Genomic DNA, 12,201 nt, shown 5'->3' with positions numbered 1-12,201 from the left:
CGGTGGGGACGGATACCCCGGAGCTGTACTCGAGTTGTCGCACGTGGAGGGTGGTCAGCGGGGCGGGAAGGACATCACCAACTACTCAGAGGGGGCGGCACAGACTGGATACGAGAACACCGAACTCGCCGTGTGACTGGGGGAGTCCGGCGGCGATGGTCGCTGCCCGGTAAATGGGCGGCGACAGCCTGGTGACCCAGGGAGCCGCCTCGTGAAGTGACCGGCAGTCCCACATTCGGAGCCCCCATCAGCACTACAGCCGACCCTATGGGCCAGTCCTAGAAACCGTCACCCAGGCCTCGCTGGATGCGTTCCCTTGTCCGCACCGCCGGCCTCGGCCTCGTGCACGGGATCACCACGACCGCGGGCGGCGCGGTCGTCACCGGCGTTCTGTGGTGGATCCAGCGGCGGTGTTGAGCAGGGCACTGAACAGCCAGGGCTACCCGGCCCCGAAGTGTGCGGTGGCGAGCACCGTGCCGTCGGCGGAGGTCAGGCGGGCGCCGGAGAGCGTGGATGGGTTCACGGAGGCCGGGGCTCCCCAGTAGCCGTAGCCGTGGTGCAGGGTGAAGGTACCGACGCGTACGGTGCTGCCGTCCTTGTGTACCAGCACACAGGAGATCTTCCCGCCGTACAAGTTGCCGGCATCCGCGAGGTCAACGGACATGTAGACCCAGGTCGGCGGCCCGCGATGGAGATAGATCTCGCCGACCGGCCTCTGGCCGTGCCCTACCGCGGTCAGCTGCGCATGCAGCATTCCGGCGCCGACCTCGGCGGGACGGGAAGGAGCGGCCGCCTCATTCGAAAGGACCGTGCCGACGGCCCAGCCGCCGAACCCGAAGGCCAGCGCGAGCGCGGCCGCGGCAGCCGCGAGACGCATCCGGGTACGGCTGCGGAACCTCTTGCGAGGGAGGAACCCCCGGCCGTGCAGGCGGCTGCGGTCGTCATGTGCCGCCGCCTGGTGCAGCCGCCGCGCCACCCGGGTTTCGAACCCGGCCGGCGGCTCGCTGCCCGGCAGCAGACCGAGCAGACCGTCGCCGACGAGGGTCAGCTGCTCGACGTACTCCCGGCAGTCCGCGCAGCGGTCCAGATGCTCCACTGCCCCGGCCCGCTGGCGGCCCGGGAGGACGCCCAGAGCCAGCTCGGCGCCGATCTCCCGCAGCTGTTCGCAGGTCACGTCATTACCCATGGTCGCCTCGCTTCGGAGACACGAGCGTGGACCGCAGCTTTCCCATAGCGGCCCTGATCCGTGTCTTGGCCGTGCCCAGCGGGATCTGCTCCACATCGGCGATCTGCTGGGCCGTCATCCCGTAGATGCCCGCCATCACCAGAGCCCGGCCCTGTTCGCGCGGCAGCCGCGCCACGGCGGAACGCAGGGTCGCCGATGCCTCGTCGGCCAGGGCCAGCTGCTCGGGCGTAGCGGCGTCGGTGACGACATCGAGGAGCGTGTCGAGGTCTTGAGGGGCCACAGGCACCGGTCGGCGCGCTCGGGCGACGTCGATGGCGAGGTTGTGCGCGATGGCCGTCAGCCACGTCGTCACCGATCCGCGGCGGGAGTCGTAGATCTGCGCGTGCCGCCACGCCCGCTCGAACGTCTGCTGGGAGACGTCCTCGGCGAGCTGTGGATCGCCCAGGACTGCGATGGCGACGCCGAAGACGGTGTGCTGGAACCGCCGCACGAAGGTGGCGGCGAGCTCGGGGTCGCCCGTTGCCAGCCCGGACAACAAAGCCTCGTCCGGGAGGCGGCCGACCGGGAACCGGAACCTCTGCATACCTAGATATACGGTCCGCCCCGGCCGGCGGATTGCCAGGCGGCCACGGAAGATCACCCTCACATTCTCTCCCGATCCCGCCGCCGCATCCACGGGCCGAGGCGGTCCCTCCCCCTGGTGGCGCCGGCGGACATCACCTTCGGTTCCTGCGGCGCTCATCTGCCCGGTCATCTGCCTGCGGGCACCTTGCTGCGGAACGGGGCGGAGGGGGCGTGCGCCGACCGAGTGCCGTACCAGGCGAAGAAGGCGACCAGGAACATGCCTTCAGCGATGATCGACAAAACTCCGTACGGGGGGTCCCAGCCCTGTTCGTGGTAGCCGGGCAGCCCGATGGTGCGCGAGAGGACGAAGCCGAGGATCATGCCACCGCTGACCAGGGCGCCGGCCCACCATGCCGTTACGGTGTTCCATAGCGCCAGGGCGCCGGCAGTGAGGAGCAGCGCCACGCTTCCGGCAATGAACAGGATTCCGATGTACAGCGTCTCCGCAAGGTGCTCGGGGGCGATGACGAGGTGGACCACAGCGCTGAGTAGCGCGCAGCAGACGGCGACCCCTGTCGGCGCTGCGGCGGCGAAACGGGAAGACATCAGACCTCCTGACCAGGAACCGCCGACGGCAGACCAACGCCGCGCAGGTGCCTGCAGGTGGGACTCCGATGGGGACGTAGACGCCGACGGGAACTGTTGGGCTGGGGCCGCCGGGCGTCCGCTGGGCCGAGGAGCCGGCTTCATGTGAGGTATACGGGACAGGCCGGCAAACGGTTCATGATCGACCATGGAGCTGGGCCGACTTCACTTCTGCTTCGGATGAATCATGAACTTATTTCGCGGCAGCGGCGTATATCCATAGACACACTCATTACGGGCTACGGTCCAAGTCCCCTGCACGGTGGGATGAAGGGCCGAACGGTCCGCACAAGGCCGCGGTGGTACGAAAACCCCCTCGGTAACGAGACGGCTGAGGTGGGCCCGCGGCTATTCGCCTCGTATTCCTCTACAGCTGTCCCTCTACAGCGATGTTCAACTAAGGAGGGCCGCAACCATGAGCGCCCCCATCCTTCGTCGCGGTGCCGCCGTCGTGGTAGCGAGCGCTATCGCCGCCACCGCCGGTGTCACCCTGGCCGGTCCGGCCGCAGCCACCCCGGCCCCCAAGGGGCACCGCGTGATCGTGGTCGTCGAGCGGGGACACGAATTCTGCCGCTTCGGCCACCGGACGGTCGTCATCGTCGTGAAGAAAGACCACGGCCGAGTAACTGTCATCCGCAAGATCGTGCGGTGTGACGTCCGCCGGCACGACGACTTCTTCTTCCGGCAGCACTTCGTCAAACACGTCGAATTCCGCCGAGACCACCGGTTCAACGTCGACAACAACCGCGTCCACGTCACCCTGCCGACGACACCGCACCGCTTCACCATCACGGCGCCACGCGTCAGCACACCCAACCCGGTCGGCCCCAGGCATGAGAGCGGCTCCGGCGGCTCCGGCGGCTACGCCGGCATGGGGGCAGGCAACACCATCAGTGTCGGCACCGGTGGCATCAACGTCGGATCCGGCGCGAGCGATATCAGCGTCGGTTCCGGTGGCATCACTGCCCGCGGATAGCCGGGGATGACGACCTCTCGAGGACATCGCCGGAAGAACCCGACACCACTCAGGCGCTCAGAGCAACTCCGGCTCCTGCGCGGGCTTGACCCCGGAGGTGCAACACATAGCGGGGCGCAGGTCGTTGCCGGACAGCGCCTCGAATTCGGCCTCGCGCAGCAGCGTTTCGACCATGTCCCCCTTCAGATGCGCCATCGTGTGCCCCAGCAACAGCGAGGCCGAATGGCGGGCGAACCTGTCCCGCGGCGGGCGATATTCCGCGACGAGGACCCGCCCGCCTGGCCGCAGCACGTCCTCGCCGACGACGTCCGGTACAGCCTCCGCGCCCTTGACGCCGAAGCGCCCCTGCCTACCTACTGGCACACCCCGTGTCGGAAGTACTGACACCAGCTGTCGGAACCCACTGACGTTCGCGCGTCGCCCGACAGTGAGGCCCCGAGCCGGCGGGGCCGAATCCGGTCGGTCCCGCCGAGTCCGTCTGTCCCGGATGACCTCCCCATGTCCGGAGTCCAAAAGAGGGCTCATATCCGGCGTGCGGGATGGTTCGTAACAGACAGTCGTCCGGCGTGAGCCGCCGTTCCGAACTCGACCCGGTCGCCCGCCCGGTGCGCGTCACGGCGAGGGCTGCGCGTACGAGCGCGGGCAACCAGGTCGGCGCGGCCTGGCCACAGCGAGCCGGCAGGGGGATACGGCGACGCGACCGCGTTCCGCCTCGGGTTGAACCACAGCGGACTGCACTACGTGGTATCTCCACCACGCCCACCGCCCACCCGGCCGCCTCCCGCCCCGCCCTACAGCGGCACCGGTTGGCCGCCGGTGGCCAAGTACCCCGAGCCGGCCTGCAGTGTGAAGGCGCTGGTGGTCGAGGCCGGACGCGGCGCGGCCAGGCCGGTGTCCTGGCGCGATGGCTCACGGCCGGGCAAGGGTCGCCCCGGACATAAGCGCATGGACTCGCGCTTCGTGGCCCTGCGCATCCGTCCCGCCGGACGTGAGATCCGCGAGGCCACCGTGGGCGTGGAACTAGCCGAGAGCTGGCTCCTGGCCGAGTGGTCCGCGGGCGAACCGGAACCGGTCCAGTTCTGGCTCTCCGACCTGCCCGAGAACACCCCATTGACCACACTGGTGCGGCTGGCGAAGCTGCGCTGGCGCATCGAGCACGACTACCGCGAGCTCAAGCAGCCCCTGGGACTGGTCCACTTCGAGGGCCGCAGCTTCAACGGCTGGCACCACCTCGTCACCCTGGCCTCCCTCACCCATGCCTTCTGCACCCTGCGTCGCCTGGCCACTGCCCCCAAAGCCGCGGCGCCGGTCCGAGCCTGTATGCGATCGTCCTTGAGCTGCAACTACTCCCCGCCACCTGGGCCAGCGCCTGCCCCACCTGCCACCGGGACATACCCAAACAGAGACGAACCTTACCAAGCACTACCAGGACATAAACGGCAAACCACTCTCGCCAAACGTCCTCTCAGGAGTTGGCGATGCTGCTGAGCAGTGCTGCGGCGCGGGCGATTACTGTGCGGTCTTCGGCGCTGAGCGCGCGCAGCTGTTCGTCGAGCCAGGCGTTGCGCTGCGCCCGGGTGGCGCTAGCGAGTTCGTCGCCCTCAGCGGTGGCGCTGAAGAGTACTTTGCGGCCGTCGTCCGGGTCGCGGGTGCGTACGGCGTAGCCGGCTGAGGTGAGGCGGTTTACGGTCTGGCTCATGGAGGCGGGGGAGACCCGGCCTTGCTCGCTGAGTTCGGTGAGGGTCTGCGGTCCGTATTTGTGGAGGTAGGTGAGCACCTCCAGTGCCACATCTCCGAGGCCGCCTTCGGGGCGCTCGCTGCGGAAGCGACGGTAGAGACGTCCGACGGCGGAGCGTACCTGGCCGCCGAGGTCGGTCCCATCGACGTCGGCGGGCTGCTGTTCAGTTGCATGCTTCTCCATGGATCATTAGTATACCTAAAGAGATCTTTCTTGTGCGTAGCCAGTGGGTGCGGGTTTCGCGCTCACTGCCCGGTGCACCGTGTCGCGAAGTGCGGGGCCAGCTGGAGAGGTGATGCGTAACCCGCTGGGCAGGTCACCGTCAGGTGGGAGGTACTGGCGAACGATGCCCGACCACGATCCCGACTCCCACCGGCGCTGCCACGGGCACGTCTTCCCCAAGTCCGGCGCGACTGCCGTCGGCGCAGAGGACACCGACCTCCTCGACGCTGGGCTGCGCGCCTGGACCGCGCCGCCCGCCAGGCAGGATCAGAAGAACCCGGATTCCCAGTTAGGAACAGTCGAAGCCATGCCTGCAAATCCCCTCGGCGTCGCCCTGCGCAACCGGCGCGCCGGTCACCACACCCTCGTCTGGGCCCGGCCCGACCTTCAGGCCCCGGAGTTCACACTGACCAGCCCCGCCTTCGACCACGGGGCACCAATTCCGGAAAAGCACCGCGGCAGGCTGTTCGGTGCGAACGTCTCACCCGCCCTCAATTGGACGCAGCCACCGGCCGGCACCGTTGAGCTCGTGCTCATCGCGCAAGATCCCGACGTCCCTGTCGGGAAGCCGGCCACCCATGCGCTCACGCTGGGCATCGATCCCTCGCTGAACGGCATTCCGGAAAACGCCCTCGCCAACCCCAGCCCGATTCCGGGCCTCCGGCACGGAAAAGGCCCGCTCGGCCGCCGCGGCTGGGCCGGCCCCATGCCGATCCGATCACACGGACCCCACGCCTATGTCTTCCAACTCTTCGCCCTCGACCAGGTCCCCGGACTGCCTGTCGGCTTCGCCCTTGACGAGGTGATCGCTGCCATGTCAGGACACATCATCGGCCGTGCCCGGCTGGACGGAACATACGAAATCCGCTAGCCCGGAACGATCCCGCAACCCGAACCCTTTGGCGAGCTGGCTTTGTTCGTGAGCGGGTAGGGCCTCGGGCGGCCGGCTGCGCGCGTGAACCGGCCCGCATGGGGGCAAGCCGATCCGGCCTGCCGGGGCGCGTGGCAGCCGGGCTCGTACTGCGCGGACGGCGTCACCTCGCCGACTTCGTCCGCGCCTTCCCCTAGGCGGCCCGAGATCTTCGGCTGGACGACGGGCGGCGCTGGCCGAACTGCTTGGCGGTGAGCGGGATGTGTTCGCGGTGAGCTGCGCGGATCAGCTGTCGGGACTGCACCGGCCCGGCGGGCCGGCCCTGTCCGGCGAAGCCGTGGGTGTGCCTGCTGTGTCCGCTGGCCGTCTTCTCGCACCGCCACCTGCCCAATCTGATGCGGCTGCGGACCTATTTCACCCGGCAGTGGTGCCTGATGCCCGCCGCAGCGTTCCTGAGCATCTTCGGCCCTTACGCCCAGCGGCTGGACGAACTACTCACGCCGGACTGCTTCGAGGAACACGCACCGCAGGACGCCTCCCATCAGGTGGCCGACCGCGACAGCGAACTGCCCCTCGACCAGAGGAGTACACCGAATGATCCTCGAGATTGCGCGAGCACGGCCGGAGCCCGCGTTCGCCGGGGCAGACATCTGCACCGTCGCGGGACTGCTGGTTCGGCGCGGACAGCACATCCCCCGCTTCGAACAAGACCGCTGAGACTTCACGGTGGTCAACCAGCTGCTGCGCTCCGTCCCCCCGCGGCGCGCCTCCAGCAGCCCTGTAGAGCGACATGAACGCCCGCCTCAGCGGGACATCTGATCCCGCGCTGATCCAACTCAATGAGACGCGACCAGTGCGGGACACACCCACTGCGCAAACAACCAGGGCGTCGAGGGCATTGTCTGCAAGCGCGCCTCTCATCGGTGGGCAGGTCCGAGGAGATGCCGCTGGGCGGCGCACTGGACTCGGTCGGCACCTCGGTCGGCATGTCGGCGGCTGACTCGTCGCCGGACGGGACGCCGCCGGAGGACGCGTCGGACCCGTGCTGCCACTGCCGCCGAACACTGCAAACGCGGCGATGACGCCGCCAACGATGATTAGGACGGCGCCGACGACCAGGGCCACCGTGCGCCTCGAGGGTCTCGTGTCAGTCATGAGCGGCGGTCCCTTCCATGCGGAAATGAAGTCGCCGGACAGTGGCGGACCCGCACGGTTTGCGTCGCGTGGTGAAGCGTTCACCCAAGCTGGCGGCCCGGGGCGCGGCTGCGCCATCCTGTCGCGGTGAACAGCGAGGAGCCGCTCGAGGAGTGGGCGCGCAAGCGCGAAGAACGCCGCGAACGGACCCGAGGCCGGCTGCGGGCAGTGCCGCTCACCGAGGGGCGGCACCGCGGGGCACACGTCGACCCAGGCGCGCCCCGCGCAATCCAGGAGTTCAACGGCGCCGAGTGGGTCACGGTGAGCATTGCGGACAGCCTCGAAGCCGCGAAGGACATCCTCTATCCGCCCGGCCCAGTCGAGGAGCGGCCGGTGCCCCGCCCGACGTTGGGTCAGGGCCGGGGGCGGCATCGACGGACCGCTCCGCCGAAGGACGCTACTTCCTGACGCACGACAGTCGCAACGCCCTAGAGTCACGCCCCGTGGGGATACCAAACGGCTGGATACGGGGGCAGAACAACGGGGAGCGTGGGCTGCGTCTATGGCCCGTCGGCCGAGCACTGACTCTCGTGATCGTCGGCTCGATCGTCATTGCGGGCAGCGACTTTTGGAGCCTCTTCGTGCTCCTCGACGCCCGCAAGGTCAAAACCGAGACGCTGCTCAGGTAGTTGCGGTGCTCGGCGTGGATGTCCGTGAGCGTCAGGATGACGCAGCGGCCGGCGACGTACGTCTGGACGTCCGCGGCGGCCGGGGTCGCGCTCGTGTCAGGTTCACGGTCAAAGCGCTTGAGGACGACACCACCAGGCCGCGCTCGCAAGAGGGGGCCGTAGCTATGCAGCTGCCGAGCCGATGCCTCTCGGTTCCGTCCCCACCGGAACAGGTACGCGGCGAATCGGTCTCCCCTGCCAGCTTGCAACCCCACTGCGTGGCCTCGAGGGCACCCGGCCGCCCTTACCGTCTGCGGCGGCAGGCGCGGCAGGCGCGGCAGGCGCGGCAGGCGCGGCAGGCGCGGCAGGCGCGGCAGGCGCGGCAGGTTCGGCAGGCGCGGCAGGCGCGGCAGGTTCGGCTCAGGCCCTGCGCCCCGCCCCGACCTGGGCTGGCTTCGGAGCGCAGGCCATGGGCGGAATTGGTCTTCACGAGTTCATGCGGGACGGAACCGCGCCAGGAACGCCACCGCGAGTTGCAGGGGCCAGGTGTCGCAGCCCACGCCGCCGACCGGTGCTGGAGGGCGTCAGGTTCAGTTGTTCGCGGTGGCCGAGTTCGCCTCCACCGAGTACGGCCCACCCGCTGTCTTCCACCGGCGCCCATGTCTTCGTCACCGCCTCCGCCATCACAACCAGTGTCTGGAGGCCAGCCGGGAGTTCCACACCGTCGCCTTTCCAGCCACCCCCGCTGGAGATCAGCCTCAGGCGGCGCCTACATCGGAACTGTTTGTCCGCTCAGATCCGAAAACTTACACAGCCAGCTCTGGAATTCTTGTCCAGAAGAGCGAGCGGTCGTCACAACTCGCCCAATCCGTGCGGGCCTTCGCCCGTAACGGCTAAGGCGCCTGTCATGATCGCCATCATGGACATACACATCGCGTCAGCCGGGGTGGCTGACTTCCATCAGGTCCTGACTGATCACCCCCGTTACTGGGGAGAACGCGATCTCCGGTCGCTGCACCTTCTGGCAATGATGCAGGAGTTCGGTTCCACCTGTTTGGTTGCCCGTGCCGAGGACGGAATCCGTGGGTACATCTTCGGGTTCGTCACCCCAGACGGCACCGGGTACGTGCATCTGATCGCCACACGGGACGACGCCCGTGGCACCGGACTCGGGCGTCGTCTGTATACGGCGTTCGCTGAAGCAGCAGAACGTCACGGTGCACAGCAGTTGAAGGCCATCACATCAATCGAGAACACCGGCTCAATCGCCTTCCATCGCAGCCTCGGCTTCGACACGAAGATCGTCGACGACTACAACGGCCCCGGCCTGGCCATGGCCGTCTTCCACCGAGATCTGCCGCTCGACGTCTCGTGCCCCTGACCAACCTGACGTCACTGGTAACCCCTCCCCAGACCGCAAGTTTCGATGTCACTCGCTCGAATCCGGAGAGGAGCGAGCAACGGTCAAGCCCTGTGGATGGGAGCCGCACCGACCCAGCGGTGATACGCGTCTACGTCGACGTTGCTGCCGCACACGATGGTGACTACGTGCCGGCCGGCGAAGCGGTCGGGGTCTTCGAGGATCGCTGCGATGCCGAGTGCGGCCGACGGTTCGACGACGAGGCCGGCATGGGTGAGGAGCAACCGCATACCGGCGATGATCGACGACTCTTGGACCAGGACGGCGTCGTCAGCGACCAGGAGGAGGTCATTCAGGACGGCCGGGATGGGGTACCGGCCGGCGACGCCGTCGGCGATGGTGTTGGTCGAGTCGGTGGTGACGACGCGGCGTTGGCGCCAGGAGTACGTCATCGCCGGTGCGCCCACCGGCTGGATACAGACCACCTCGGCTTCGGGTGCCAAGGTCTTCACCACATGCCCCACACCAGTGGCCAGCGCCCCGCCGCCGAGAGCGATCAGGACGGTGTCGAACGCCGGGGCACTGTCCATGAGTTCCAGGCCGATGGTCGCCGCGCCCTCGCAGGTCTCGATGTCCAGGCTGTCTTCGACCAGCCGGATGCCGTCGTACTGCGCGATGGCCGCCGCCCGCTCGCGAGCCATCTCGTGGTCGCCGTCCACCAGTTCCAGCCTGGCGCCCAGCGCGCGGATGCGGTCAAGCTTGGCCACCGTCGCGAAGCGGGACGCCACGACCGTGACGTCGAGCCCGCGGCCGCGACCGGACCAGGCGAGGGCTTGGCCGAGGTTGCCCGCGCTGGCGCACACCGCGGCTCGCGAGCCACTGTCGGCGAGCAGGTTCGCGACTACCTCGGTGCCGCGGGCCTTGAAGCTGCGGACCGGGTTAGCCGTCTCGAGTTTGATGCTCACCGTGCACCCGAGGGCGGGCTCCAGCGCCTCGCAGCGGTACAGCGGAGTGTCGAGAAAGATCGGGTCGATGACCCGGCGAGCCGCCCGGATCCGAGCAGTGTCGAGACGTGTCTCCTGCATGACTTAACAGGCTACTGAACTTGATCGGGTGATGTCGGGCCGTTCTCTGGACGGCGTCGGGGTGGCTTCGGTAGTCCTGCGGCGGTGAGATACGCGCAGGGTGGTGGCTTGACCGACGTCGAGAGAGCCGCGCGGGAGCGTGTTCGGCACGAAGCCGCGGCTCGGTTCGAAGGCGAGGAGGGGAACCGGGATATCGCTGCCGCGTTGCGGGTCTCGAAGCGGTCGGTAGAACGCTGGCGACGCCAGTGGCGCGAGGAAGGCCTGGCCGGAGTGGCATCCAAGGGATCACCTGGGCGGCCTCGACTGTCTGATGTGCAAATGGCGGGGCTGGAGCGGGAGTTGGCGTGCGGCCCTCTGGCACACGGGTGGGCCGATCAGCGGTGGACCCTGGCCAGGGTGAAGACACTGATCGGTCGACTGTTCCATGTGTCCTACACGGTCGAGGGCACCTGGCGGCTGCTGAAGCGTCACGGCTGGAGCTGGCAGCAACCAGCCCGGCGTGCGATCGAGCGTGACGACGATGCGGTTGAGCTGTGGAAGCGAGAGGTGTGGGCGCGGGTATGAGCACCGCGGCGGCGAACAGTGGCTGGGTGGTCTTCGAGGATGAAGCCGGCCAGTCGATGACGCCGCCGCGTGCCAGGACCTGGTGCCGTAAGGGCGGTCTTCCGGTCTTCCGGTCGTTCGTGTGCGTGGACGGGGCTCGGGCCGCGTGTAGATGGCGGGCATGACCTGCTACAAGCCTGGTGAGCGGTCACGTCTGATCTACGCGATCCGCGAGTACCGGGGCCGCAAGGACCAACCGAAGGGCTTCGGCTGGAAGGACTACCGCGACCTGGTCCTCCGCGCCCGTACACAGCTCGGCGGGCCCATCGTGCTGGTGTGGGACAACCTGCGCATGCACCTGGTCGCGCCGCTGCGGGAGTTCTTCGAGCCCAACGCCGACTGGCTCACCGTGTTCCAGTTGCCGACGTACGCCCCGGACCTCAACCCGCAGGAGGGCATCTGGTCGCTCGTCAAGCGCGACATCGGCAACCTGGCCGCCGCCGACCTCGGCCAGGTCACCCGCGCCGTGAAGCGCAAGCTCAAAATTGCTCCAGCACCGGCCGGAGGTCATCGACGGCTGCCTGGCGGGCACGGGCCTGACCCTGTCGGCGTGATCGTCAGAAGAAGCCGAAGAAGCGAGCCCACCAGGTGGGCCGCTGAACATGCGAGGGCAGTCGACTCGGCCCGTCGTAGTCGCTCTCCAGCAGTTCCTCGGCAACCACTGCATAGCCGAGCCCAACCAACGCCCGGTTGACCTTGGCAAGGTCAGCGCCGTCCAACTCGCCCTCGGCCTGGGCTTCCTCCGTTCCGAGGAAGGCGCCCGGGTTGTCCGCGCAGACAAGCGCCAGCGAGCCGAACTTGCTTACGCAGACGACGATCCGGGTTCCGCATACGGTCGCGTCAGCCGGCACGACGACGCGTCCGTACTCGCTGGAGTCCTGGGTGTCCTGCTCATCCGTGCGGCGAGCTGCGAAGTCGCCTTCGAGTCGGGTCAGCAGACCACCGAAGCGGGCTGCGGTCTCGCCACGGTCGTAGTGCTGCGGCCACTCCAGCCACTCCGGATCATCAAGCTCGCGCAGCAACGCCAGCAGAACCGCTTCGCTCTCGACCATGCGCTCATCTTGCCGAGCCAGCCACAGGTGGAGCGGCTCGGGGTACCACCACGCTCCCCGTCCCCGACATCACCCATTCAAGTTCAGTAGCGCCGCA

Annotated in this window: 14 protein-coding genes and 1 pseudogene; 8 read left to right on the top strand and 7 right to left on the bottom strand. The window is 68.2% G+C overall.

From position 1 onward, the window contains the following. Window positions 1-439 precede the first annotated feature (439 nt). The 3 genes from OG758_RS09390 to OG758_RS09380 all read right to left on the bottom strand — a co-directional run bounded on the left by OG758_RS09390 (window position 440) and on the right by OG758_RS09380 (window position 2,356). The gene (locus tag OG758_RS09390; protein WP_326709560.1) at window positions 440-1,186 is read right to left on the bottom strand and encodes a hypothetical protein; all 747 of its coding nucleotides are present in this window, start codon (window positions 1,184-1,186) and stop codon (window positions 440-442) included. Further along, a complete protein-coding gene (locus OG758_RS09385; RefSeq protein WP_326709559.1) occupies window positions 1,179-1,769 on the bottom strand; it encodes an RNA polymerase sigma factor in 591 nt (196 codons plus the stop codon). Before OG758_RS09385 ends, OG758_RS09390 begins: the two co-directional genes overlap by 8 nt. A 167-nt stretch (window positions 1,770-1,936) precedes the next feature. Further along, window positions 1,937-2,356, bottom strand: a complete 420-nt coding sequence (locus OG758_RS09380; RefSeq protein ID WP_326709558.1) for a hypothetical protein — start codon at window positions 2,354-2,356, stop codon at window positions 1,937-1,939. A 454-nt stretch (window positions 2,357-2,810) separates the two neighbouring features. Here OG758_RS09380 and OG758_RS09375 point away from each other — a divergent pair, with 454 nt between their 5' ends. Next, entirely contained in the window at window positions 2,811-3,371 is a 561-nt protein-coding gene (locus tag OG758_RS09375) for a hypothetical protein (protein WP_326709557.1), read from the top strand. Between the two features lie 57 nt (window positions 3,372-3,428). Here the strand turns inward: OG758_RS09375 and OG758_RS09370 are convergent, their stop codons facing one another. After that, the gene (locus tag OG758_RS09370) at window positions 3,429-3,734 is read right to left on the bottom strand and encodes a hypothetical protein (RefSeq protein WP_326709556.1); all 306 of its coding nucleotides are present in this window, start codon (window positions 3,732-3,734) and stop codon (window positions 3,429-3,431) included. 261 nt (window positions 3,735-3,995) lie between these two features. Here OG758_RS09370 and OG758_RS09365 point away from each other — a divergent pair, with 261 nt between their 5' ends. Next, complete coding sequence (locus tag OG758_RS09365; RefSeq protein ID WP_442810414.1) at window positions 3,996-4,859, top strand: transposase; 864 nt, start codon at window positions 3,996-3,998, stop codon at window positions 4,857-4,859. On the opposite strand, the gene OG758_RS09360 is transcribed toward OG758_RS09365, so the two are convergent. Next, window positions 4,837-5,292 (bottom strand): MarR family winged helix-turn-helix transcriptional regulator, encoded by a 456-nt coding sequence (locus OG758_RS09360; protein ID WP_326709555.1) that lies wholly within the window; start codon window positions 5,290-5,292, stop codon window positions 4,837-4,839. The genes OG758_RS09365 and OG758_RS09360 overlap by 23 nt on opposite strands. 163 nt (window positions 5,293-5,455) lie before the next feature. On the opposite strand from OG758_RS09360, the gene OG758_RS09355 reads away from it, so the two are divergent. The 5 genes from OG758_RS09355 to OG758_RS09335 all read left to right on the top strand — a co-directional run bounded on the left by OG758_RS09355 (window position 5,456) and on the right by OG758_RS09335 (window position 9,385). Next, window positions 5,456-6,202, top strand: a complete 747-nt coding sequence (locus OG758_RS09355) for a YbhB/YbcL family Raf kinase inhibitor-like protein (RefSeq protein ID WP_326709554.1) — start codon at window positions 5,456-5,458, stop codon at window positions 6,200-6,202. A 594-nt stretch (window positions 6,203-6,796) separates the two neighbouring features. After that, a complete protein-coding gene (locus OG758_RS09350; RefSeq protein WP_326709553.1) occupies window positions 6,797-6,919 on the top strand; it encodes a hypothetical protein in 123 nt (40 codons plus the stop codon). Between the two features lie 564 nt (window positions 6,920-7,483). Beyond that, complete coding sequence (locus OG758_RS09345) at window positions 7,484-7,804, top strand: DUF6087 family protein (protein ID WP_326709552.1); 321 nt, start codon at window positions 7,484-7,486, stop codon at window positions 7,802-7,804. 35 nt (window positions 7,805-7,839) lie between these two features. Continuing rightward, window positions 7,840-8,025 carry a hypothetical protein gene (locus tag OG758_RS09340; protein ID WP_326709551.1) on the top strand — a complete coding sequence of 62 codons (186 nt, stop codon included), beginning with the start codon at window positions 7,840-7,842 and terminating at the stop codon, window positions 8,023-8,025. Between the two features lie 886 nt (window positions 8,026-8,911). Next, window positions 8,912-9,385, top strand: coding sequence for a GNAT family N-acetyltransferase (locus tag OG758_RS09335; protein WP_326709550.1), 474 nt, complete (start codon window positions 8,912-8,914; stop codon window positions 9,383-9,385). 83 nt (window positions 9,386-9,468) lie between these two features. On the opposite strand, the gene OG758_RS09330 is transcribed toward OG758_RS09335, so the two are convergent. Further along, window positions 9,469-10,449, bottom strand: a complete 981-nt coding sequence (locus tag OG758_RS09330) for a threonine ammonia-lyase (RefSeq protein ID WP_326709549.1) — start codon at window positions 10,447-10,449, stop codon at window positions 9,469-9,471. An 84-nt stretch (window positions 10,450-10,533) separates the two neighbouring features. Here OG758_RS09330 and OG758_RS48885 point away from each other — a divergent pair. Next, window positions 10,534-11,606, top strand: a pseudogene (locus OG758_RS48885) (IS630 family transposase). Between the two features lie 3 nt (window positions 11,607-11,609). Here OG758_RS48885 and OG758_RS09315 read toward each other — a convergent pair. Beyond that, window positions 11,610-12,104: a hypothetical protein gene (locus OG758_RS09315; protein ID WP_326709547.1), complete on the bottom strand. Its 495-nt coding sequence runs from the start codon at window positions 12,102-12,104 to the stop codon at window positions 11,610-11,612. Window positions 12,105-12,201: the final 97 nt, after the last annotated feature.

Origin of the sequence: Streptomyces sp. NBC_01474 (genome assembly GCF_035918215.1) — a bacterium.
GTDB classification, from domain to species: domain Bacteria; phylum Actinomycetota; class Actinomycetes; order Streptomycetales; family Streptomycetaceae; genus Streptomyces; species Streptomyces aureus.
The sequence above is the reverse complement of the archived record's forward strand: the minus strand, read 5'-3'. Positions and strand labels throughout refer to the sequence as shown.